Origin of the sequence: Corynebacterium sp. (assembly GCF_022712275.1) — a bacterium.
GTDB lineage: Bacteria > Actinomycetota > Actinomycetes > Mycobacteriales > Mycobacteriaceae > Corynebacterium.
Map to the genome: position 1 here is coordinate 46,605 of NZ_JALAGU010000013.1, position 22,452 is coordinate 69,056.

At 66.1% G+C, this 22,452-nt stretch carries 21 protein-coding genes; 6 read left to right on the top strand and 15 right to left on the bottom strand.

Annotation, left to right across the window (positions count from 1 at the left end):
* Nucleotides 1–15: 15 nt before the first annotated feature.
* From Q0A27_RS02440 to Q0A27_RS02450, 3 genes are read right to left on the bottom strand one after another with little or no spacing between them, the layout of a single operon-like run.
* Nucleotides 16–1,404 carry a class II 3-deoxy-7-phosphoheptulonate synthase gene (locus tag Q0A27_RS02440; protein WP_291473491.1) on the bottom strand — a complete coding sequence of 463 codons (1,389 nt, stop codon included), beginning with the start codon at nt 1,402–1,404 and terminating at the stop codon, nt 16–18.
* A gap of 57 nt (nt 1,405–1,461) precedes the next feature.
* Nucleotides 1,462–1,983: a polyadenylate-specific 3'-exoribonuclease AS gene (locus Q0A27_RS02445; protein WP_291473492.1), complete on the bottom strand. Its 522-nt coding sequence runs from the start codon at nt 1,981–1,983 to the stop codon at nt 1,462–1,464.
* A gap of 11 nt (nt 1,984–1,994) precedes the next feature.
* Nucleotides 1,995–3,131, bottom strand: coding sequence for an acyltransferase family protein (locus Q0A27_RS02450; RefSeq protein ID WP_291473493.1), 1,137 nt, complete (start codon nt 3,129–3,131; stop codon nt 1,995–1,997).
* Between the two features lie 58 nt (nt 3,132–3,189).
* Between Q0A27_RS02450 and Q0A27_RS02455 the strand changes: the two genes are divergently transcribed.
* Nucleotides 3,190–4,431, top strand: a complete 1,242-nt coding sequence (locus tag Q0A27_RS02455; RefSeq protein WP_291473494.1) for a glycosyltransferase 87 family protein — start codon at nt 3,190–3,192, stop codon at nt 4,429–4,431.
* On the opposite strand, the gene Q0A27_RS02460 is transcribed toward Q0A27_RS02455, so the two are convergent.
* The 5 genes from Q0A27_RS02460 to Q0A27_RS02480 all read right to left on the bottom strand — a co-directional run bounded on the left by Q0A27_RS02460 (nt 4,419) and on the right by Q0A27_RS02480 (nt 9,377).
* Complete coding sequence (locus Q0A27_RS02460; RefSeq protein ID WP_291473495.1) at nt 4,419–5,198, bottom strand: 1-acyl-sn-glycerol-3-phosphate acyltransferase; 780 nt, start codon at nt 5,196–5,198, stop codon at nt 4,419–4,421. The two genes, Q0A27_RS02455 and Q0A27_RS02460, sit on opposite strands and share 13 nt — an antisense overlap.
* A gap of 14 nt (nt 5,199–5,212) precedes the next feature.
* Nucleotides 5,213–6,172 carry an ROK family protein gene (locus Q0A27_RS02465; RefSeq protein WP_291473496.1) on the bottom strand — a complete coding sequence of 320 codons (960 nt, stop codon included), beginning with the start codon at nt 6,170–6,172 and terminating at the stop codon, nt 5,213–5,215.
* Between the two features lie 77 nt (nt 6,173–6,249).
* A complete protein-coding gene (locus tag Q0A27_RS02470) occupies nt 6,250–7,446 on the bottom strand; it encodes a glycosyltransferase family 4 protein (RefSeq protein ID WP_291473497.1) in 1,197 nt (398 codons plus the stop codon).
* An 8-nt stretch (nt 7,447–7,454) separates the two neighbouring features.
* Nucleotides 7,455–8,600: an NlpC/P60 family protein gene (locus tag Q0A27_RS02475; protein ID WP_291473498.1), complete on the bottom strand. Its 1,146-nt coding sequence runs from the start codon at nt 8,598–8,600 to the stop codon at nt 7,455–7,457.
* A 183-nt stretch (nt 8,601–8,783) separates the two neighbouring features.
* Nucleotides 8,784–9,377, bottom strand: coding sequence for a C40 family peptidase (locus Q0A27_RS02480; protein WP_291473499.1), 594 nt, complete (start codon nt 9,375–9,377; stop codon nt 8,784–8,786).
* Nucleotides 9,378–9,778: 401 nt separating this feature from the next.
* Between Q0A27_RS02480 and Q0A27_RS02485 the strand changes: the two genes are divergently transcribed.
* Nucleotides 9,779–10,351 (top strand): PolC-type DNA polymerase III, encoded by a 573-nt coding sequence (locus tag Q0A27_RS02485; RefSeq protein WP_291473500.1) that lies wholly within the window; start codon nt 9,779–9,781, stop codon nt 10,349–10,351.
* 128 nt (nt 10,352–10,479) lie between these two features.
* Here the strand turns inward: Q0A27_RS02485 and Q0A27_RS02490 are convergent, their stop codons facing one another.
* The 4 genes from Q0A27_RS02490 to Q0A27_RS02505 all read right to left on the bottom strand — a co-directional run bounded on the left by Q0A27_RS02490 (nt 10,480) and on the right by Q0A27_RS02505 (nt 14,917).
* Complete coding sequence (locus Q0A27_RS02490; protein ID WP_291473501.1) at nt 10,480–12,126, bottom strand: cytochrome bc complex cytochrome b subunit; 1,647 nt, start codon at nt 12,124–12,126, stop codon at nt 10,480–10,482.
* Nucleotides 12,123–13,328, bottom strand: coding sequence for a ubiquinol-cytochrome c reductase iron-sulfur subunit (locus Q0A27_RS02495; RefSeq protein WP_291473502.1), 1,206 nt, complete (start codon nt 13,326–13,328; stop codon nt 12,123–12,125). Before Q0A27_RS02495 ends, Q0A27_RS02490 begins: the two co-directional genes overlap by 4 nt.
* Nucleotides 13,325–14,233: a cytochrome c gene (locus Q0A27_RS02500; protein WP_291473503.1), complete on the bottom strand. Its 909-nt coding sequence runs from the start codon at nt 14,231–14,233 to the stop codon at nt 13,325–13,327. The genes Q0A27_RS02495 and Q0A27_RS02500 overlap by 4 nt, the downstream gene beginning before the upstream one ends.
* A gap of 72 nt (nt 14,234–14,305) precedes the next feature.
* Nucleotides 14,306–14,917 carry a heme-copper oxidase subunit III gene (locus Q0A27_RS02505; RefSeq protein ID WP_291473504.1) on the bottom strand — a complete coding sequence of 204 codons (612 nt, stop codon included), beginning with the start codon at nt 14,915–14,917 and terminating at the stop codon, nt 14,306–14,308.
* A gap of 435 nt (nt 14,918–15,352) precedes the next feature.
* On the opposite strand from Q0A27_RS02505, the gene trpD reads away from it, so the two are divergent.
* Nucleotides 15,353–16,450: an anthranilate phosphoribosyltransferase gene (gene trpD / locus Q0A27_RS02510; RefSeq protein WP_291473505.1), complete on the top strand. Its 1,098-nt coding sequence runs from the start codon at nt 15,353–15,355 to the stop codon at nt 16,448–16,450.
* Between the two features lie 92 nt (nt 16,451–16,542).
* On the opposite strand, the gene Q0A27_RS02515 is transcribed toward trpD, so the two are convergent.
* Nucleotides 16,543–16,974, bottom strand: coding sequence for a cytochrome c oxidase subunit 4 (locus Q0A27_RS02515; RefSeq protein WP_291473506.1), 432 nt, complete (start codon nt 16,972–16,974; stop codon nt 16,543–16,545).
* Nucleotides 16,975–17,001: 27 nt separating this feature from the next.
* On the bottom strand, nt 17,002–18,111 hold the full coding sequence (locus tag Q0A27_RS02520) for a cytochrome c oxidase subunit II (protein WP_291473507.1): 1,110 nt from the start codon (nt 18,109–18,111) through the stop codon (nt 17,002–17,004).
* A gap of 375 nt (nt 18,112–18,486) precedes the next feature.
* On the opposite strand from Q0A27_RS02520, the gene asnB reads away from it, so the two are divergent.
* Nucleotides 18,487–20,424, top strand: coding sequence for an asparagine synthase (glutamine-hydrolyzing) (gene asnB / locus Q0A27_RS02525; RefSeq protein ID WP_291473508.1), 1,938 nt, complete (start codon nt 18,487–18,489; stop codon nt 20,422–20,424).
* Between the two features lie 121 nt (nt 20,425–20,545).
* Here asnB and Q0A27_RS02530 read toward each other — a convergent pair whose 3' ends face one another.
* Nucleotides 20,546–20,890, bottom strand: coding sequence for an iron-sulfur cluster assembly accessory protein (locus tag Q0A27_RS02530; protein WP_291473509.1), 345 nt, complete (start codon nt 20,888–20,890; stop codon nt 20,546–20,548).
* 154 nt (nt 20,891–21,044) lie between these two features.
* Between Q0A27_RS02530 and Q0A27_RS02535 the strand changes: the two genes are divergently transcribed.
* Entirely contained in the window at nt 21,045–21,749 is a 705-nt protein-coding gene (locus Q0A27_RS02535; protein WP_291473510.1) for a DUF3043 domain-containing protein, read from the top strand.
* A 4-nt stretch (nt 21,750–21,753) separates the two neighbouring features.
* The coding region (locus Q0A27_RS02540) for a nicotinate-nucleotide--dimethylbenzimidazole phosphoribosyltransferase (protein WP_291473511.1) at nt 21,754–22,452 on the top strand (699 nt) is incomplete at its 3' end.

Here is a 22,452-nt window from a genome sequence, read left to right on the forward strand (position 1 = left end):
CAGACTAGCGACAGACTAGCGACGCAGCATCTCGGCGACGAGGAAGGACAGCTCAAGCGCCTGCTGGGTGTTCAGTCGGGGGTCGACCACCGTGGCGTAGCGCGACGGCAGGTCGACGTCGGTGATGTCCTGGGCGCCGCCCACGACCTCGGTGACGTCCTCACCGGTGAATTCGATGTGCACGCCACCCGGGTGGGAGCCGAGTGCACGGTGCACCTCGAAGAAGCCCTGGACCTCGTCGATGATGCGGTCGAAGTCACGGGTCTTGTAGCCGTTGGAGGAGGTGTAGGTGTTGCCGTGCATCGGGTCGCACTGCCAGATCACCTTGTGGCCGGTGGCCTCAACCGCCTGGACGATCGGAGGCAGGGCGTCACGGATCTTGTCGTACCCCATACGGCTGATGAGGGTGAGGCGGCCCGGCTCGTTGTCCGGGTCCAGCTTCTCGACGTAGGCGACGGCCTCCTCGGGGGTCGTCGTCGGGCCGATCTTCACACCTACCGGATTGCCGACCAGCGCGGCGAAGGCGATGTGGAAGTCCTCGGGACCGCGGGTACGCTCACCGATCCAGATCTGGTGGGCGGAGAGATTGTAGAGGACGTCTTCACCGTTCTCGCCGTGGGCCAGACGCAGCATGGCACGCTCGTAGTCGCGGACCAGGGCCTCGTGGGAGCAGTAGATGTCGGCCTGCTGCAGGGTGGAGTCGGTGACACCACAGGCCTGCATGAACTCCAGGCCGCGTTCGATCTCCTCCGCGAGGGCCTCGTAACGGGCACCGGCCGGGGAATTGGCGACGAACTCACGGTTCCATTCGTGCAGCTTCGCCAGGTCGGCGGTGCCGGAGCTGGTCAGGGCGCGGACGAGGTTCATCGCCGCCGCGGAGTTCGCATAGGCGCGGACCATGCGCGACGGGTCGTGGCGGCGTCCCTCCTCGGTCGCCTCGATGCCGTTGACGATGTCGCCACGGTAGTTGAGCAGACCGTTGGAGTCCTTGTCGGCGGAGCGTGGCTTGGCGTACTGGCCGGCGATGCGGGCCATCTTGACGACCGGGGTCGAGGCACCGTAGGTCAGCACGACGGCCATCTGGAGGAGAGTCTTGACGTTGCCGCGGATGTGCGGCTCGGTGTTCGACTCGAAGGTCTCGGCGCAGTCACCACCCTGGAGCAGGAAAGCGTGGCCGTTCGCGACGTCGGCGAGCTGCGCGCGCAGGCGACGGATCTCCGGCGCCACGACGATCGGGGGCACGGACTCGAGGATCTTGCGGACGCGGTCCGCATGCCCCTGGTCCCAGCCCGGCTGCTGCTTCGCGTCGCGCGCGACGGCATCCTGGAAACGGTTCTCGAGCTCTCCCGGCAGCGGTGGCAGATCGGGGAGTTCGTCAAGCGGTGCGTCAATAGTCCAACCCATGTGCGTCATCATACGAGAACACACGTCCAGACAGTGAAACCGCCCCGTCTTCCCGCGTCAGCGGTGACGTGCGTCTCTCGCCTGCACGGACAACCGGTACTTCGTGACGTTGAACCGGGCGTCGGCGAGCGCGTCATGGGCGTTCGACGGCTCGTCCGGGAGCTGCGGGCGTCCGGCGTCCTCCCAGAGCTGGCGCAGCTCCCGGGTGAAGCGCGGGAGTTCCCGCGGCAGGCCGGTCATGTCGCCCCACAGTTGGGCGAAGGCGACATGGTCGTAGGCTCCCAGCCACGCCCACATCTCCGGACGCAGCGACGCCGGCAGCCAGTCGCCGGGCGTGTGGTCCGGCAGGAGGAACTCGTAGAGACGCTCCCGCAGCACCGCCCGCGGCATCCATGCCGGATCGGACCGGGGCGGCAACTGCGGCAGGACGTTGCGCCGCACCCAGCTTCCCGCCCGTCGCTCGTTGAAGTCCGAGGAGACGGCGTAGAACTCGCGACCGTCCTCGGCGACGACACCGATGGAGACCAGATCGATCGTCCGGCCGTCCTCGATGAATTCCGTGTCATAGAAGTAGCGCACGGGAGCTCAGCCTAGTCGCCGGGGCTCAGGCGGCGGCGTGGCAGAGCCGGCGGGTAGAGGATCCACCCGATGACAGGGAGCCTGCCGATCCGGTAGAAGATCCAGCCGGTCACCGCACACACCGCGAAACCGAGGAAGATCCGGAAGTTCATGCCGGTGAGGAACTCCCAGCGCTCCGGGTCGCTCTCGACGAGGGGACGGATGATCTCCTCATTGACCAGGTACAGGGCCGCATGGTGGGATACGTAGATCGGCAGGGTGTGGCGCCCGATACCGGCGAAGACGGTCGAGAGAACCGGGGTACGCGAGATCCACACCGCCACAATGATGCCCACGGGCACCGCGGTGAGGATCCGCACCATCCCGGTGAGATTGATCAGCCCCGCCTCTGCAGTGGTCCAGCCGTCCGGGTTGACGTGGTCGACCAGCAGGTCCATGACCCACTCCCAGCCGACGTAGGCCGCGACCGCACCGAGGATGACACGCCAGTCCGTCGCCCAGGCGGCGAGCAGGAAGAACACCGCCCGGAAATGCAGCCCCAGGAAGAAGGCCGGCATGTAGGCGGTGATGTGGGTGATCTCGTTGTACTGGGTCAGGCCGGCGGCGGCGACGCAGATCGCCGGGACGACCGACAGAGCCACCGCCCCCGGCGGCGGGACGCGACGCAGCAGGCAGGCGGCGATGTTGAAGACCATCAACGCATAGAGGAACCAGATGCCCGGGTCGCCGAACAGGATCGCCCGGCCGAGGTTCCGCCAGGTGACGTCCTCGACCATGTCGATCCTGATCGCTGCCTGGACCGGGGTGAAGACCAGGTACGGTACCAGGAGGAACCACAGCCGCCGGTACCAGAGGTCACCGAGGGTGCGTTCGATGACGCGGTGGGCGAAGAGTCCGGAGATGAGGAAGAACATCGGCATCCGGATCGGGTCCATGACATCGTTGAACCAGTGCCACCCCGAGCCCTGGCCGCCGGGCACACCGGTGACGACGTGCATGTAGCAGACCGCGATGATCGACAGGCCTTTGGCGCAGTCCGCCCAGAGCAGCCTGTTCGACGTGGGGGTGTGGGTGGGTTCGCCGGAGGTTCCGGCAGCCTGCTGACTGTCGGACGCGACCGGCACACCTGTCCCCACGGAATCTGACACAGGTATCCACCCTGCCGTAGTTCACAGGAAACCTCAATTCGACGTAGGCTGAGTTCCCGTGAATAGAGCTTCCAGCGGTGCGCTGGTTCTGTGGATGGTATTCGGTGTTCTCGCTGTGGCCTCCGGGGTACATGCACTGGTCACGTACGTGGTCAACGGGGACGGGGTGCCGTACCACATCGACTTCGACGTCTACCGTGAAGGCGGTCGGGCGGTCCTGGACGACATCTCCCTCTATGAGGGGGTCTTCAGCGTCGGGACGATCAGCCTGCCGTTCACCTATCCCCCGTTGTCCGCCCTCGCCTTCGTCCCCCTGGCGATGCTGCCCCTCGACGTCGGACAGATCCTGTTCACTCTGGTCAGTGTGGCGACGCTGGTCTTCACCGTGGTGATCGTGCTCGCGGCTCTCGCCCGGGAGGCAGGACGCGGACTCTCCCGCGGCACGCTGTGGGCCCTGGGCACAGGTACCGCCCTCCTCGCCACCTGGATGTGGCCGGTGGCCTCCACCCTCGAGTACGGACAGATCAATATCCTGCTCATGCTGCTGGTCATCGCCGACCTGCTCCTTCCGAGGACGCCATGGCCGCGCGGTACGCTCATCGGCCTCGCCGCCGCACTGAAGCTCACTCCGGCCGTGTTCGGCCTGTACTTCCTGCTCCGTCGGCAGTGGCGCGAGGCAGCGACCTCCCTGATCTCCGGGGTTCTCTTCAGTGCCGCGGCCTGGGCCTTCCTTCCCGCGGACTCGCACCGGTACTGGACCGAGACCGTCAGTGACCCGACACGCATCGGTGGACTCATGTACTCCGCGAACCAGTCCTGGCGCGGCATGGTCGCCCGGTTCACCGGGGATCCGGCACAGACCCGGATCTGGATGGTGCTCGCCGTACTGACGTTCATCGCGGTGGTGGTCGTCATGCTGCGTCAGTTGGCCGTCGGCGCAGTCACCGCTGCGGTGTGCACCAATTCCCTGCTCGCGCTGCTGGCGTCCCCGGTGTCCTGGGCGCACCACTGGGTGTGGGTCGTGCCGATGGCGCTCGTCGCGGTGGTGTCCTGGTGGTGGGGAGGACGCCGTGGCGGCATCGTGCTCGGCGCGGTGTTCATCGTGGTGACGACCCGGCTCATGCTGCACACCTGGTTCCCCTCGACGCACAATGCCGAGATGGACTGGAACCTGCTGATGAAGATCGTCGGCTCCGAGCTGGTGCTGCTCGGTGCCGCGTGGCTCGCCGTCGGCGGCCTGTCCCCCCGGACGACCCTCCCCGCCCGGGAATCTGCCCCGGAACCTGCTCAGAGCCGGTAGCGCAGGAACTTCGGCTTCGGTTTCGTCCCGTGGATCCGGCCCTTACCGGGCTCGGTGCCCTCCGGGTACCCCTGCCCGGCCTCCAGGGACTTCTTCACGTCGGCGGCGTAGGTGTCGCCGACGTACTCCTGACCCGAGAGGGCGGCGAGCTGCTCCATGACATGGTCAGTCAGGGCGCGGGCCTGGGCGTAGGCGTCCCCGGCACCCGCGAAGTCCGCGGGGTCGACCGGATCACCGACGACCACACCGATACGGTAGGGACGCAGGAGCCAGGAACCGGCGATGTTCGCCTTCTGGGTGTCGATCATGGCGACCGGGTAGACCATGGCACCGGACTCCAGGGCTATTCGCGCCATCCCGGTCTTGCCACGGTAGAGACGGCCGTCCGGGGAACGGGTGCCCTCCGGGTACATGCCCAGCGGGTCACCCTCGGCGAGGACCTTGAGGGCGGTGTGCAGGGCGGCGTCCTGCTGATCCTTGTCGCCGCGGTCGATGGGCACCTGCCCCACCGAGGAGAAGAACCACTTCTGGATACCGCCGGCGAAACCGGGAGTGGTGAAGTACTCCTTCTTCGCCAGGAACGTGATCTGCCGCTTCGAGAGGAGCGGCAGGTAGAGCGAATCCATCACGGCCAGGTGGTTGGACGCCAGGATCACCGGCCCCTCAGACGGGATCTTGTCGAGCCCACGGGCGAACGGTCGGTTGATCAGCCACAGCCAGGGACCGATCACGACATTCTTCAACCACCAGTAGGTTCGGTTACGCAACGGAATTTCCTCTCTCAGGGGTTCACTGCTCCGGCGAGAAGCGCCACGCCGATCATACCTGCGTCCGCTCCGAGCACTCCCGTCTCCACGCTCGCGAGCGGGCGGTGTCCGGCGCCGACGACATTCTGCGCCATTTCAGCGACGGCCTCGGTCAGGTAGAGATCCGAATCACGGCTCACGCCGCCGCCCAGGACGATGAGTTCGGGGTCGAGGATCTCCTGGACGACGGCCAGGCCCCGGCCCAGCCAGCGGGCGAAGTCCGCGATGACCTCACAGGCCAGCACATCGCCTTCACGGGCCAGGTTGACCACGGCCCGGCCGGTGATGCCCTCCGGGGCGGAGTGGTAATGCTGGGCGAGGGCACTGCGGGGGTGCCGACCGGTGGCGATGAACTCGCGGGCGGTGAGCTCCAGTGCACTGCCGGAGCAGTAGCGCTCCAGGCAGCCACGCTTGCCGCAGGGGCAGGAGCGTCCGCTCTGGACCACGGTGAGGTGACCGAACTCCGGTGCTGTGCCGAAGGCGCCACGGTAGATGTGGCCGTCAGTGACCAGGGCGCCACCGATACCGGTACCGACGGCGAAGAAGGCCCAGGTACCGGCGTCGCGGCCGGGTCCGAGGATCTGTTCACCCCAGGCCGCGGCATTGGCGTCGTGCTCCAGCACCACCGGCAGGCCCAGGACACGGGTCAGCCTGTCACGGACCTCCATGTCCCGCCACGGCAGATGCGGGGCGAAGCGGACGGAGGTCTGGTCCGCGGTGATGAACCCGGCGACAGCCAGCCCCACAGCCGTGACCTCGTGGCGTCCGCGGAGGATGCCGACGACATGGCTGATGGCGGTCTCGAGCGCGTTGACCGAACTCGGGGTGGGGAGCTGCTCGATATCGATGATCGAGCCGGTCCCGTCCACGACCGCGGCGCGCAGATTCGTCCCGCCGATGTCGATACCGATGGTCAGCTGTTCACTCGTTGACACGTCCGCGTCCACGTCCTCTCAGATCACACGCCAGAACACAGCGGCAGTCGCCCTGTGCAACCCTCCCAGGGTATCGGTCAGCCCCGCCAGTTCCAACTGTGCCTCGGCGGGCGACGCCCGTCGCCGTCGAGCACGGCGGAGAGCTGTTCGCCGAGAATGTGCCAGTTCCAGGCCTCTTCGACGTAGCGGCGTCCTTCCGAGGCATAGTTCTGCGCCCGCTCCGGATCAGCCAGGAGCCGGGCGATGTCGTCGGCCACGGCGTCGGTGTCGGTTCCGTCGACCACGTCACCGGTACGGCCGTCGAGGACGGATTCAGGGGCTCCTCCCCCGTCCCCGGCGACCGTGGGCACGCCACAGGCCTGGGATTCGAGGAACACGATGCCGAGACCTTCCACGGAGAAGCCGCCGCCCTCGGTGCGCACCGGCATGGCGAAGACGTCGCCGGCGCAGTAGTGGGCGACGAGTTCCCCGGCATCCACCGGGCCGGTGAGCGTCACCCGGTCCCCGAGCCCCCGCTCCCCGACCATGGTGCGCAGCGTCTCGGCGTAGTCACCGGGACCGACGATGAGCAGGTGGGCGTCCGGCACCCGGTCGAGGATCCGCGGCATGGCGGCGACGAGAGTGTCCTGCCCCTTGCGCGAGACGATCCGGGAGACACAGACGATGACCCTGCGGTCGTCGATGCCGTGCCGGGTCCGCACCGTCTCCCGACCCTCCGGGTCCGGTCGGAAACGGGCGGAGTCCACCCCACCGGGCATCGGCTCCCAGGCGACCGTCGGGCCGAAGGACGCCATGAAGCGCCCGCGGGCGTACCGGGAGACGTAGGTCAGGCAGTCGACGGAGCGTCCGATCCAGCGGAGGACGGAGCGCCCGCCCGGCACCATGGACCAACCGACCTCGTGGCCGTGGGTGGAGGCGACGATCCGTCGGGCACCGGCCCGCCGTGCCGCGTTCGCCAGCAGAGCGAAGGGTGTCGAGGAGCCGAACCACACGGTGTGGATGTCGTGTTCGCGGATGACCTGTGCCATCCGGCGGGCCTCGGCCGGGAAGGGGAACAGGATGCGGTGGGGCCACCTGACCACCGGGAACGGCAGAGTGGCGTCATAGGCCGCCGCGGCCTCGGCGTCTTGCGTGGACGCCAGCACCACGAGCCGGCCGGGCTCGCGTCGTTCCAGCTCCAGGCAGTAGTCCCTCAGGTAGCTCTGGATTCCGCCGAAGGTCGGAGGGAAGTCGTTGGTGACGAGCAGGACGCGATGCTCGGACCGGGCGGGCATTACAGCTCTCAGTAGCGGGCTGCGCCGGCGAAGGGCATGCTGTCGACACTGACGACCTGGACGGGGATGCCGTAGTCGGAGGCGTGGACGATCTTGCCGTCACCGATGTACATGCCGACGTGACTCACACCGGAGAAGTAGCCGACGATGTCGCCAGGCTGGAGTTGGTCACGGGAGACCGGGGTGCCGCCGGCGATCTGGGCACTGGAGGTTCGCGGGATGGACTTGCCCATCTGCTGGTAGGCCCAGAACATCAGTCCGGAGCAGTCGAAGGCGTCCGGTCCGGTCGCACCCCAGGAGTAGGGGCTGCCGAGCTTGCTCATCGCCGCACCCACGACGCCGCCGGCGACGGCGGAGGCCTCGTTGAGGAATTCCTCGACGTCGACCTGGATCGGACCGTTGCGGTCGATCCACCGCTGCTTCTGGTCCTGCGGCATCGCGTCGACGGCCTCGGAGATCTGCTCCTTCATGGAGTCCAGCTCGGCAGTGCGGGCGTCAAGGTCTGCCTGACGCTGTCCGAACTCGATGAGCTGGAAGTCGGCGGTGGCCTTCGACCGCAGGGCGAGGGACTTCGACGCCGCAGCGTCGGACAGGGAGGTCTGGAGGTTCTCGACCGTGGCGGTACGGGTGGCGTTGAGTGCCGACCCGTAGGCACTGCGGTCGATGGCGTCCTGCGGGCTGGCGGAACCGATGGCGGCGGTCACCGGATCCACGGTGGCACCTCGGTAGAGCGACTGGGACAGTTCGGTGACCGGGCCCCGGGCCGCCTCGGCACGGGCGACGGCCTTGTCCGACGCCTGGGTGTAGTAGTCGAGGGCGGCGTTCGAGCGGTCAAGCAGCGTGCGCGCGCCGTCCAGGGCGGCGCGGTTCTCCTCGACCTTGTCACTGGTCGCCTCGGCCTGGCGGGAGATCTCGTTGAGTCGGTCGAGCAGACCGTCCGCATCCGACGGGAGCGGGGAGGTGTCCACCGGGGTGGAGGAAAGGTCCGCGGCATTGTCGGCGGGAGCCGGTGCAGCGGGCTCCGCCTGTGCCACGGAAACACCGGCGACAGCCGTGCCGATGCTGAGCCCGAGTCCGGCGACTGTCCGCATGGCCGGCCGGGTACGGGCGGCGGGAGCGGTGGCACGGTGGCGGGCAGTGTAACGCTTGGTCACGGTTGTAGTACCTCTTCGGGTGGGGAAGGTCGATCCGTTGAACATATTGCCACAACTTCGTGACCGAACTGCAACCTTAGGGTGGCAACTGACGAAGTTGTGACAGATGGTGCTGATGTGATTGAAGAACAACGACGCCGACACCCCGTGAGGAGTATCGGCGCCAGAGCCGGGAGTGCGGTCCTAGAAACGGACGGCGTTGTTGATCGGCATGTAGTTGATGTCGTTGACCTGGACGGGAGTGCCCTCGTTCACGGCGTGGACGATCTTGCCGTCGCCGATGTAGACCGCGACGTGGGAGGCGCCGGAGTAGTAGGAGATGATGTCGCCGGGCTGCAGGGCATTCAGGGACACCGGGGTTCCACCGGAGGCCTGGGCACCGGAGGTGCGCGGGATGGACTTGCCGACCTGACTGTAGGCCCACGAGGTCAGACCGGAGCAGTCGAAGGAGTTCGGGCCGGTGGCACCCCACACGTAGGGGGCACCCTGCTTCGACATCGCAGCGTCGGCGATCTTCTGACCGGTGGAGGTCGGGGCGGCGGAGGCCACGGCCGACTCGGCGGCGGCAGCAGCTCCGGTGAAGGCGCTCGTGTCCACGTAGTTGCCGGCAGCGTCCAGGACCTCGTTCGGGACGTCGACGGAGAAGTCGGTGCCGGGAACCTGGACGGGGGCAGCCTGGGCGGTCGCAGGCAGTGCGACGACGGCGCCGACGCCGATCGCAGCCGCGGCCACGATGTTGCGCCGGGGGGAACCGTTCTTCAGACTGTGCTTACCCATAGGAGGAAATTGCCTTTCGAGATCGTTGCGGGGACGCTCTTCGAACCGCGCCCCTCAAGGTCACGATGAGATTACGAAACGATCACGCTCCGTGTCCAGCGGACGAGACCCGCGAAGCTGAACTCGGCGCCGTTATCCAACCGTGACCAAGCCCAGATAGAGATATCACTACAACTGGTGAACTACTGAAGATCACGGTTCGATAACGCCGCAACCAGCAGAAATGTCGCCAGCGACCACGCGACAGGACACAGAGACACAGGTCACATCAGCCGTCCCCGGTCAGCTGCTGTGATACTCATCACAAATGGCAGATCGCAACTCACCACCGGCCGGTAACCTTCCCTCCAATCACAGCAGTCACACTTCAGTGCCTCTGAGCACCGCTAGAATGGGACCCCATGACCCCCCGCTCCGCGCACGACGAGCTCCGGGAGAGCCTCCGCCGGAGCCTCCGGGACTGCGTCGTCGTGGACTGCGAGACCACCGGACTGGACCCCGACAGCGACCGCATCATCGAGATCGCGGCTCTACGGGTGCGTGAGGGGCGTCCAGTCGCCCTCTTCCATCGCCTGGTGGATCCGGGACGGCCCATTCCCGAGATCATCACCTCTCTCACGGGTCTGACCCACCGACAGGTGCGTCAGGCCCCGCCGGTCGACGACGTCCTCGGGGAACTCTCCCACTTCCTCGCCCATGACACGGTCGTAGGCCACAACGTCGGCTTCGACCTCGCCTTCATCGACGCCGGGATCAGCGCCACGCACAGCGCCCCACGGACGGCGTCGTCAACCCTGTGTACCGCAGAGACCGCACGTAGCCTCGTCCCCCGCTCCCGTGTGGGCCGCTACCGTCTGCAGACCCTGGCGGACGCTTTCGACCTTGCCCACCGCCCGACGCACCGTACGGTCTCTGACGTCTTGGCGACACTCGATCTTCTCCACTATCTCTGCGGCGTGAGCGAGTCGGGGTAGGCCACTCTGTACACGATCGTCACGGATCAGCGTCCTCCGGACAATGCAGCCGTACAACGCAGACCCCGGGCCCACCGTGTGACGGTGGGCCCGGGGTCTGCGTGTATGACGGGCGGAACTCAGCGGTCCTAGGGGTTGGAGTGGCCCTTGTCCTCGAGAGCGGCGCGGTTGGCCTCGTTGAGGCGACGCAGCATCTCGATCTTCTCGTGCTCGTTGGCCTCCTCGATCTCGGAGACCTTCTCGACGATGTCCTCCGGGTCCGGGCGGAAGAATCCGCCCCGGCCGGGCTGACCGGCGAAGCCGAGCTGGTTGAGCTTGGTCGGCACCTGGGCGCCGGCATACTCCAGCGGGATCGGATGACCGTGCTCGTCGACCGGGCCGATGGGCTGGTGGACCTCGATGAATCCACCGTTGGGGAGCTGGCGGATGGTGCCGGTCTCGATACCGTGCTCCAGCACCGCGCGGTCGTTGCGCTGGAGACCCAGGCAAATCCGGTAGGTGACGAAGTAGGCGATCGGAGGCAGCACCAGGAAGCCGATGCGACCGATCCAGGTCATGGCGTTCAGCGAGATCTGGAAGTGCAGGGCGAAGAGGTCGTTACCACCCGAGAGGGTCAGCACGAAGTACGCCATCATGGCCATGACACCGAGGGAGGTACGGACCGGCACATCGCGCGGACGCTGCAGCAGGTTGTGGTGCGCGTTGTCCTTGGTGAAGTGCTGCTCGATCCAGGGGTAGGCAAACAGCAGAACCACCAGGAGACCCAGCAGCAGTGCAACCCAGAACACACCCGGGATCGTGTAGTTACCGAGATAGAGCTCCCACGCCGGCATGATACGTGCGGCACCGTCAGTCCAGAGCATGTAGATATCCGGCTGGGAACCGGCGGAGACCTGCGACGGGTTGTACGGACCCAGGTTCCAGATCGCGTTGATCTGGAAGAGGCCGGCCATCAGGGCGATGACTCCGAAGGTGATGATGCCGAATGCCGCGGAGTGGACCGCGAACACCGGGAGAATGCGGACACCGACGACGTTGCGCTCGGTGCGCCCCGCACCCGGGAACTGGGTGTGCTTCTGGTACCAGACCAGGGCCAGGTGGGCGGCAATCAGGGCCAGCAGGATGGCCGGGATCAGGAGCACGTGGGCGATGTACAGACGCGGGATGATGATGTCACCCGGGAAGTCACCGGCGAACATGATCCAGTGCAGCCAGGTACCGATGATCGGCAGTCCGACGATGATGGCGGACATGATGCGCAGACCCACACCGGAGAGAAGGTCATCCGGCAGGGAGTAGCCCATGAAGCCCTCAGCGACGGACAGCAGCAGCAGGACGCAGCCGATGACCCAGTTCGCCTCACGCGGCTTGCGGAACGCACCGGTGAAGAAGATGCGCAGCATGTGGACCACGATCGAGACTGCGAACAGCAGGGCCGCCCAGTGGTGGACCTGGCGGATGAACAGGCCACCGCGCACCTCGAAGGAGATGTTCAGGGCTGTCTCGTAGGCACGGGACATCTCGACACCGTTGAGCGGTGCGTAGGCACCGTCGTAGATGACCTTCGACAGCGACGGGTCGAAGAACAGGGTGAGATAGACACCCGAGAGAAGAAGGATGATGAAGGAGTACAGCGCGATCTCGCCGAGCATGAAGGACCAGTGGCTCGGGAAGACCTTGTTGATCTGCCTCCGGATGCCGGCGGCCATGGTGTACCGCTGGTCCATGTTGTCGGCGGCCATCGCCATGCGGGACGGCTTGGTGGATGTGCTCATGACTTACGCTCCCAGAATGCCGGGCCGACCGGCTCAATGAAGTTCTTGTCGGCGTAGAGGTAACCGTCCGCATCGACGTTGATCGACAGCTCCGGCAGCGCTCGCGCCGCGGGACCGAAGACCGGCTTACCCCAGTGAAGTGCATCGAACTGGGACTGGTGGCACGGGCAGAGAATTCGGTTGGTCTGCTGCTCGTACAGGGACGTCGGGCAGCCGATATGGGTACAGATCTTCGAGTAGGCGTAGTAGTCGCCGTAGTGGAAGTCCTCCTGGCCGTCACGCTGGACAGCCTTGACGGCGTCCTCGTGGCGGAGACGGATCAGCATGACCGAGTTACGCGGGCCGTGCACGGAGTGCATGTGCTCCTCGTAGACATCGCGGTCGGCGTCGTACTTCTCGCCGTCGTTCACCATCTCCTCGGAGAGGGGGAACACGGTCTCCATGGCGCCGGCGTCGAGGTCCTCCGGGCGGACACGCACCAGGCGGTTGACGCCCTGGGTGCTGTAGTGCCCGTTGTGCTCCTCGGCGATGGCCGCCGTGTCGCGACCGAGGTAGACCTTCTCGCCCTGTTCGACGAGGGTCCAGCCGGTGGTCCACAGCGTCCCGTCACCCTGGATGCCCATGGCCTTGGGCTTCCACGGATTCTTGATGATGCCACCCAGCGGGAGGATGACAGCGAGCCCCATGAGGGCTGCACCGGTGCCGGCGAGGCCCATCATGACCTTACGGCGACCGAGGGTGGAGGTCTTCCACGCATCGTTCAGCAGCGCGGTGATCGTCTTACGGTCGATCTCCTCGGAGGGACCGTCGTGACGGGTCTGGACCGAGATCTCCTCGGGGACGAACTTCTTGGAGAACTGGACCGCACCCACACCGAGACAGATGATCGAGAGGCCGGCGGTCGCACCCAGCAGCGGGGTGTACAGGGTGTACATCCACAGGCCGTCATCCTCGAGGTGCTTGTACTGCCACGGCCAGAAGAGGTAGACCGCCACGAAGGCGATACCCAGGACCACGGACAGTGCGAACCACACGTTGATGCCGAAGGCGGCGCGCTTCTCAGCCGGGTCATCCTCGACCGGGAACCGCTCCTTGCGGTATGCGACGGTGACCCCGTCGAGCTCGGTGCCGAGGCGGGCGAGCTCTTCGTCGCTCATCGCCGCGATCTCGTCCGAGGTGTAACTGCTCTTGATTTCACTCATGACCGGGTTCCAATCCACATAGCTCCGCCGATGAGCACGACGATGCCGACGATCCACATCAGCATGCCCTCGGTGACCGGGCCAATGCCGCCGAGACCGTAGCCGCCCTGGGACGGGGTCTCCTTCGCGGACTTGATGTACGCGATGATGTCCTTCTTCTCGTCAGCGGTGAGCTGACGGTCGGAGAACTTCGGCATGTTCTGGGGGCCGGTGAGCATGGCCTGGTAGATCTCCTGCTCATTGGCGTTGTCCAGGACAGGCGCGTACTTACCGCCGGACAGTGCCCCACCACGACCGGTGAAGTTGTGGCAGGACGCACAGTTCAGGCGGAAGAGATCGGAGCCACGGGCGACGTCGGAGGGGTCGATCTTGCCGTTGTCGTTGTTGGAACCGCGGAGAGACTCCATCGCGATGGCGCCGTCGGCGTCCTTCACGATGCCGGGGCCACCACCGTTGGCGTTGACGTAGGCTGCCAGCGCAAGAGTCTGCTGCTCGTTGAAGCGGGCGTCCTTGCGCTCGGCCTGGGCCTCGTTGCGCTTCATCGGCATACGGCCGGAGTGGACCTGGAAGTACACGGCGCCTTCGCCGACGCCGACCAGGGACGGACCGCGGTCCTGGACACCCTGGAGGTTGGCGCCGTGGCAGGTGATACAGGCGACCTCGTAGATCTCCTTACCCTGGCTGATCAGGGACTCGGCGTCGACGTCAGCCGTCGCCTCCTGAGCATCGGGGGTCACTGCCTGGGCGATCAGTCCTGCACCGGAGAGGCCGAGCACGAGCGCGAGCGCTCCGGCGACAGTCCGGCGCAGCTTACGCCGCGAGCGGCGCTTCCTGCGTGTTGTGGATGCCTCAGGGGAGCCGGTCACGGGCTGCTCCCCCTCGGTCATGCTGTGGTTGGTATCCATCTTGTTCCCTTAACTCGTCATACGGAATGCGATGGGCTTAACGGCCGAGCGTCACACATCGGCCCGTTCGGCCTACTGGATGAAGTAAATCGTGATCCACAGGCCGATCCACACGACGTCGACGAAGTGCCAGTAGTACGACACGACGACGGCTGCGGTGGCCTGGGCCGGGGTGAACTTCGACTTCGCGGTGCGGAGGAGCACCACGACGAATGCGAGCACGCCGGCGAGGACGTGTGCGCCGTGGAAGCCGGTGGTGATGAAGAACACCGACCCGTAGACACTGCTCGAGATCGTCGTCCCGTGCTGCACGAGGTGGATGTACTCGTACGTCTGGCCGATCAGGAAGATGGCACCCAGCACGATGGTGAGTGCGTACCACTTCCGGAGGCCGAAGACGTCTCCACGCTCGGCGGCGAACACGCCCCACTGGGCCGTGAACGACGACGACACCAGGATCACGGTGATACCGAGTGCGAAGGGCACGTTCAGCTCTGTCGGGTGAGACGGCCAGTCACCACCCGAGTTCGCCTTCGACACGAAGTACATCGCGAAGAGTCCCGCGAAGAACATCAATTCCTGCGACAGGAACACAATCGTGCCGACGCTGACCATGTTCGGTCGGTTCAGCGTCGCAACACGTTGTGGTGCTGCCATACCTTGGTTTCCAACTGCGCTCGTCACGTCCACAATTATGACGTGTACGGCCCCCGTAGTCGATTCGCGACCCCCCTTAAGGCCGCAGTTTCTGAAAAACTGCAGGTCAGGAATCGGCGTTCCCTGGGAATTGACCACAAACGGGGCTAGACGGGAACTTTTGGATGACCCCGTCCGACGCATGGCGTCCCTGCAGGTGAAGACCCCTCCCCTGCGCCGCCCGGCCCCCGACGGGAACCACGCACCCCTCCCTGTCCACCCCCGGAAGAGGGTGGATGGAACTGCTCCCGCGGAGAGCCCCGAACCATCTCCGGAAAGTGTATCCGACGACCCCGCAGTTGACCGACTCCCACGCGCGCCCACTCCCCCGACGGGGGCATAGACTGAACTGGTGCACCATCCACGGTGTGCATGACAAACGCCCCATCAACCTGACATGAGTCAGGAGAAGAGAGAGATCTGATGGCTACTCCGGCCCACAGTCCGGACCACGTTCCCGCGCTCGGACAGGACAAGCTTCCTGCCAGCTACTTCACCTGGCCGGGCGTTCTCGACCGCATCGGGCGTCACGAGGAGCTCAGTGAGTCCCAGGTCGCATGGGCCGTCAGTCAGATCATGGCCGGAGAGTCCACCGACTCCCAGATCGCCGCGTTCTCCTACGGCCTGCGGGTCAAGGGCATCACCGCCGCCGAGCTCTCCTCCGCCGCGAACACCATGCGTGAGTTCGCGACCCGGGTGGACTTCAGCGACATCGGAGATGCCGTCGACATCGTCGGCACCGGTGGCGACGGACACCACACCGTCAACATCTCCACGATGGCCTCCTTCGTCGTCGCAGCCGCCGGTGTGACCGTCGTCAAGCACGGCAACCGGGCGGCATCCTCGCTGTGCGGTGGTGCGGACGTCCTGGAGTCCCTGGGACTCGACATCGAGCGCGACCCGGCGACCATCCATGCCGATGCGCTGCGCACCCACTTCGCCTTCATGTTCGCGAAGACCTACCACCCCGCGATGCGCTTCGCCGGTCCGGTACGTTCCGAGCTCGGCGTTCCCACGCTCTTCAACCTCCTGGGCCCGATGACGAACCCGGCGACCCCGAAGTACGCCCTCGTCGGCTGCGCCTTCCGCGACATGATGCCGATCATGGGCGGCGCCTTCGCGCACCAGGGCGTCCGCGCGCTCATCGTCCGCGGCCTCGACGGCATGGACGAGATCAGCGTGAGCGCCCCGACTGAGGTCGTCACCGTCGACAGCGAGGGACGCACCGGGGAGTTCACCATCAACCCGCGCACCTACGGTCTCGACATCTACGAGGAGGACGCCCTGCGCGGCGGTGACCCCGCGTTCAACGCCGACATCGCCCGCCGCCTCATGGCCGGCGAGCTCGAGGGTGCGGTCAAGGACGCAGTCCTGATCAATTCCGCTGCCGCACTCGCCGTGGTCAAGGGCTGGGAGAATTCGGATCTGCGCACCGTCCTCACTGAGCAGGTCGCCGTGGCCCGCGAGACACTGGAGTCCGGCAAGGCACAGCAGGCCATGGAGCTCATCATCAACAGCTGAGCCGTCAGGCAGACCCCCCGGACACAGGACAACGCCCGGCCCACCGTTTCCGGTGGGCCGGGCGTTGTCCTTCACGACCGGGTCGAGCGCCCCTAGTCCTTCTCGGGGGGAAGGCCGTACTGCAGGTTGAGCATGATGGTCGCCCAGACCAGCATGACGGCACCCATGAGGATCAGCCAGATGTGGAAGAAGGCGATGCCGTAGCCCATGAGCATGATGGCGAAGGCCATCAGGAAGGGCCAACCGGAGCTCGCGGAGAAGAAGCCGAGCACGCCGGCACCGTCCTCGATCTCGGCCTGCTCCCAGTCCTTCGGCTCGATGTCGGCTTTGGCATTGGTCAGGTGGAAGTAGCCACCGAGGAAGAGGCACAGCAGGGTGGCGAGCACCAGGCCGGTACCACCGGCCCACTCGATTCCCTGACCGTTTCCGTTGTCGTTGAGCTTGGCGGTCGCGAAGAAATACAGGACCGTCATGACGACCAGGAACGCCGCCAGGCCGTACATCAACTTGGCTGTCTGCCGCATTGTTCTCTCCTTTGGAGTTCCTGCCGCTTACGCGGCCTCGTCGCCGATGTAGTTGTCGCCGTCCACCGAACGGGTACCGGCACGGTCCGGGAGGAAGGGGCGGGTGCTGGTGGCGTACGGCGCTTCGTCGATCGACTTCAATGCTTCCGCGTTGGTGGCGGTCGGGTTCGACTGACGGAAATCGAGGTACTCGGTGAAGGCCTCCGGGGAGACGACACGGATCTCGAAGTTCATCATCGCGTGGTAGGTACCGCACATCTCGGCACAACGGCCGACGAAGGCACCTTCCTCCTCGATGGCTGCGATCTGGAAGCGTCGCTCCTGGTGGTTCTTCTCCGGGTGCGGCATGGCGTCGCGCTTGAAGAGGAACTCCGGAACCCAGAAGGAGTGGATCACGTCAGAGGACGCAAGGTTGAACTCGATCGGGGTATTGCTCGGCAGAACCAGGACCGGAACCTCTTCGGACGTACCGAGGGTCTCGATCTTGTCGTAGTTGAGGTACGAGTAGTCCTCGGAGGAATTGCCGTGGATCGGGCCCGCAGGCTCGTGCTCGTCAACCTCTTCACTCGGGGCGGAGAGGAGTGCCGAATCGGAGGTCTTCTGCTCGTCGGTGCCGTCGTAGTCGGATCCGTCGGGGGTCAGGTTCCCCTTGACTTCGCCGTAGCCGAACTTCCAGTTCCACTGGTAGGCGGTGACGTCGACAGTGACCTCAGGGTTCTTGTCCAGTGCCGTGACCTCGTCCTGGGTCTGCACCGTGAAGAAGAACAGGGCCATGACGATCAGGATCGGGACGGTCGTCAGGGTCAGCTCGAGGTTGACGTTGTAGGCGGTCTGACGCGGGAACTCCCCCTTACCGGCCTTCTTGGCGCGCTTGGCGCTGTCCCGGAAGATCACCACGAACATCAGAGCCCACATGATGATGCCGATGATCCATGCGGCAACCCAGGTCCAGACCCAGAAGTTGCCCATGGACTTGGACTCAGGGGTGATGCCGTCCGGCCAGCCCATGCGCAGGGCATGGAAGAAACCGTTGTCGGGGGGAGTGGCGTCGCAGCCGGCAAGGGCCAGGGCACCGAGTCCCAGAGCGCCGGCCAGTCCCAGCTTGCGGGCCATACCGTGAACTTTTCGCTGTTCCACGCGAGTATGCCTTCCTCAATCACACGTCGTGTTCACCGGAAGCTGCGCGGGGTCACCTGCAGAGGACTACCCGCACTTTCCGTATCAATGAACGACAATAGTGCATGCCTTCCCGGCGTCCATCATCTAGGTCACAGTGTCGGGCATACAACGGCCCTATTCGGGGTTGACCGTACGGATACCTCTGTCTCCCGCCGACCCCCCTGGCGTCCTGCCGCACCTCCCCCGCCTGCACCGGAAGTGCCGACTGGCGTGCGGCGGGTGTGTGCCTAGTATCGTTGTCTCCCGTACCCGCGACCGGCAGGTGCGGCCTCCGCCGTGGCATTCCCCGTCCGGCCGCCTTCCCTATAAGTATGGAGATGACCTCTACAGCTCATGTGTGGACTTCTTGGAATTCTCACCGCCCTCGGCGACGCACCCCGGTTCGTCGACCCCGTGGCCCACGCCCTGCCCTGCATGCGTCACCGCGGCCCGGACGAGGACGGGACCTGGAACGACGACGACGTCGTCTTCGGTTTCAACCGACTGTCCATCATCGATCTGGAGCACTCCCACCAGCCGCTCCAGTGGGGTCCGGAGGGCGAGCCCGCCCGCTACTCCATGACCTTCAACGGTGAGATCTACAACTACCTGGAACTGCGCGAGGAGCTGCAGGCCGCCGGTTACTCCTTCAACACCTCCGGCGACTCCGAGACCATCGTCGTCGGCTACCACCACTGGGGCGAGGACGTCGTCAACCACCTGCGGGGCATGTTCGCCTTCGCCGTGTGGGACGCCACCGAACGCACCATGTTCCTCGCCCGCGACCAGTTCGGCATCAAGCCGATGTTCTACGCGACGACCGCGGCCGGCACCGTCTTCGGCAGCGAGAAGAAGTCCATCCTCGACATGGCAGAGGCCATCGGTCTGGACAAGAGCCTTGACGACCGGGCCATCGTCCACTACACGGATCTGCAGTACGTCCCGGAGCCGGAGACCCTCCACGCCGGCATCCGTCGCCTCGAGTCCGGTTGCCACACCACGCTGCATCCCGGCGACGAGGTGAAGGCAGTGCGCTACTTCCGCCCCGACTTCACCCCGGTCCCGGTACCCTCCGGCAGCGAAGACGCCCTGTTCCGGAAGATCGCGGACGCCCTGCAGGACTCCGTGGCCAAGCACATGCGGGCCGACGTGACCGTGGGTTCCTTCCTCTCCGGGGGTATCGATTCCACCGCGATCGCCGCACTGGCCAAGCAGCACAACCCGGATCTCATCACCTTCACCACCGGTTTCGAGCGTGAGGGGTACTCCGAGGTCGATGTCGCCGCCGAGTCCGCCGGGGCCATCGGCGTGGAACACGTCGTCAAGGTCGTCTCCCCCGAGGAATTCGCCGCCGCGGTGCCGAAGATCATCTGGTACCTCGACGACCCGGTGGCTGACCCGGCCCTGATCCCCCTCTACTTCGTCGCCGCCGCCGCGCGTGAGCGCGTCAAGGTGGTGCTCTCGGGTGAGGGCGCCGACGAGCTCTTCGGCGGCTACACCATCTACAAGGAGCCCCTGTCCCTCGCCCCGTTCGACAAGGTCCCCTCCCCGATCAAGAAGGTCCTCAACAGGCTGGGTCAGGCCCTGCCCGAGGGCCAGCGCGGCAAGTCCCTTCTCCTGCGCGGAACCACACCGATGGAGGAGCGTTACTACGGCAACGCCCGCTCCTTCAACTACGAGCAGCTCGAACGCGTCCTCAAGATCGCGCGGCCGGAGTGGGACCACCGTGAGGTCACGGCCCCGATCTACGCACAGTCGGAACAGTTCGACCCGGTGTCGCGGATGCAGCACCTGGACCTGTTCACCTGGATGCGCGGTGACATCCTCGTCAAGGCAGACAAGATCACCATGGCCAACTCCCTGGAACTGCGCGTTCCGTTCCTGGACAAGGTCGTCTTCGACGTCGCCCGAACGATCCCCTACGACCTGAAGATCAGCCACGACACGACGAAGTACGCGCTGCGTCGTGCCATGGAGCTCATCGTTCCCCCGCACGTGATCAACCGGAAGAAGCTCGGCTTCCCCGTGCCGATCCGCCACTGGCTTGCCGGCCCGGAGCTCTACGACTGGGCCCGTACCACCATCGAAGAGTCCCGGACCGAGGACATCTTCAACAAGGCGGAGGTTCTGGCGATGCTTGACGAGCACCGCGTCGCGATGAACTCCGGGAGCGGCCCGGACCACTCCCGCCGCCTGTGGACCGTCATCGCGTTCATGATCTGGCACGGCATCTTCGTCGAGAACCGGATCCACCCGGACATCGACGAGCAGGACTACCCCGTCCAGCTCTAGGGCGCGCCGCGGGAGGTAGCGGGGAGGGACGCCGCCCCTCCGGCACAGAGTAACGACCCCACAGGGTGGTGGATCACCGTGGATCCACCCTGTGGGGTCGTTCGCGTCGGCGCGGAGCCGGTCAGCTGAAAGAGTCGCCGCAGGCGCAGGAACCGCCGGCGTTGGGGTTGTCGATGGTGAACCCCTGGGACTCGATCGTGTCGGCGAAATCGATCTTCGCACCCATGAGGTACGGGGCCGACATCTTGTCCACGACAAGATCCACGCCGTCGAAGTGGTCGACGTGGTCGCCGTCGAGGCTGCGGTCATCGAAGAAGAGCTGGTAGCGCAGTCCCGCACAACCGCCCGGCTGCACGGCGATGCGCAGGGAGAGGTCGTCACGGCCCTCCTGGGCCAGCAGAGCGGCAGCCTTCGCGGCGGCGGCACCGGTCACTTCGACGCCGGTGGTCTTCTCGGGAGCGGTCATCTGTTCCTCCTCGGTATTGCGGTTGGTTGTCACGCTACCCCCGTTCAACCGACAATTCCAGCGGTGTATTCCCGTGGCGGTGCCCGCGGCACTCTCCCCCCTGCAACGGGACCTCGTTGGGACACCTCCCCCGTCGTGCTCTAGCCTGTGGGGTGTGAAACTGCCCTGGAACAGAGAAGCCGACACCCCCGGCGACAACGCCGCAGACGAGAACATCGGCGCCTTCGAGGATACTTTCGAGGACGCCGCCCTCCCGAAGGGTCAGACCCCGAAGAAGGGCCGCCCCACCCCGCGGCGGAACGATGTCGAGCGGCAGGCCGGTACCCGCCGCGCCCACTATGACGCCCCGCTCACGCCCAAGGAGGCCAGGGAGCGGAAGAAGGCCGAGAAGAAGTCCATGAGCAAGGAGGAGTTCAAGGACAAGAAGAAGCGTGAGCGCGAGGAGGCCGCGGTCGCCCGCCGCAAGGCCAATGAGCGCATGATGGCCGGCGACCCGAACTACCTGCTGCCCCGCGACCAGGGCAAGGAGAAGCTCTTCGTCCGCAACTACGTGGATTCCCGGCGCTACATGATGAACATGTTCCTGCCGATCGCCCTGATCGTCGTGCTGGTCATGATCATCGGAATGAGCGCACCGGAGATCGCCAACCTGGTCTCCCTGATCATGCTCTTCGTGATCGTCCTGCTGGTCATCGAGGGCTTCTTCCTCGGACGCAAGGTCAACAAGCTCGTCGACGAGCGCTTCCCGGACCGTGCCTTCGGCCGCTGGACCCTGGGCTTCTACGCCTTCACCCGCGCGACCATGATCCGCAGGATGCGCACCCCGGCCCCGCAGGTCAACATCGGCGACACGGTCTAGCCAGATGCCCACCACGGCCCCGACCGCACTGCTGCCCGCCCTGGCCGCCTGGGCCCGGGACACGGCCCTGACGACCTCCCTCACCGGGGACACCGGGCAGCCACCTGCGCTCCTGTCCGTCACGGCGGAAGAGTCGTTCGCCGCGGAGACCACCGCCGGCGGGTCCCGCCTGGCTTCTCTGGCGTCCACCGTCGGCGTCGATGTCCGGGTCCACCCGGTCGCCCCGGCCGCGGCAGTGGGTCTGGACGCCGACGAGGTCGAAGAGCGTCTCGCCGAGGGGGCGGCGCTGACGGACCACGCGGTCGATTCCGGCGTCCCGCTGCTGCTGCTCAGTGGCAGCGGAAGCTCCGCCACCGACATCTCGTCGGCTGCGGTCACCGCCACGGTATGCCGCAAGGAGCCCGTCGCCGTGGTGCGCCACGAGATCGGCGCGGACGTCGCGGTGTGGCGTGATGCGGTGGAGACCGTGCGGGACGCCATGTTCCGCGCCCGCGGCTACCGCAACGGCCCGTGGGACGCCGGATCCGTCCGGGAGATCCTCCGCATCCTGGGTACCCCGGATCTCACGGTGATGGTCGGTGTCCTCACCCAGGCCGCGGCCCGCCGCGCCCCGGTGACCCTCGACGGGGCGGACACACTCACAGCGGCCCTGCTGGCGGACGCGATGTCCCCCGGTGCCGCCCGCTGGTGGCTGGTCCCCCAC

Excerpts from the sequence above, each read along its gene's own strand:
- Q0A27_RS02495 (WP_291473502.1), bottom strand. The coding sequence starts at position 13,328 with ATGAGTGAAATCAAGAGCAGTTACACCTCGGACGAGATCGCGGCGATG.
- Q0A27_RS02440 (WP_291473491.1), bottom strand. The coding sequence starts at position 1,404 with ATGGGTTGGACTATTGACGCACCGCTTGACGAACTCCCCGATCTGCCA.
- Q0A27_RS02470 (WP_291473497.1), bottom strand. The coding sequence starts at position 7,446 with ATGCCCGCCCGGTCCGAGCATCGCGTCCTGCTCGTCACCAACGACTTC.
- asnB (WP_291473508.1), top strand. The coding sequence starts at position 18,487 with ATGTGTGGACTTCTTGGAATTCTCACCGCCCTCGGCGACGCACCCCGG.
- Q0A27_RS02490 (WP_291473501.1), bottom strand. The coding sequence starts at position 12,126 with ATGAGCACATCCACCAAGCCGTCCCGCATGGCGATGGCCGCCGACAAC.
- Q0A27_RS02530 (WP_291473509.1), bottom strand. The coding sequence starts at position 20,890 with ATGACCGCTCCCGAGAAGACCACCGGCGTCGAAGTGACCGGTGCCGCC.
- Q0A27_RS02515 (WP_291473506.1), bottom strand. The coding sequence starts at position 16,974 with ATGCGGCAGACAGCCAAGTTGATGTACGGCCTGGCGGCGTTCCTGGTC.
- trpD (WP_291473505.1), top strand. The coding sequence starts at position 15,353 with ATGGCTACTCCGGCCCACAGTCCGGACCACGTTCCCGCGCTCGGACAG.
- Q0A27_RS02500 (WP_291473503.1), bottom strand. The coding sequence starts at position 14,233 with ATGGATACCAACCACAGCATGACCGAGGGGGAGCAGCCCGTGACCGGC.
- Q0A27_RS02485 (WP_291473500.1), top strand. The coding sequence starts at position 9,779 with ATGACCCCCCGCTCCGCGCACGACGAGCTCCGGGAGAGCCTCCGCCGG.
- Q0A27_RS02480 (WP_291473499.1), bottom strand. The coding sequence starts at position 9,377 with ATGGGTAAGCACAGTCTGAAGAACGGTTCCCCCCGGCGCAACATCGTG.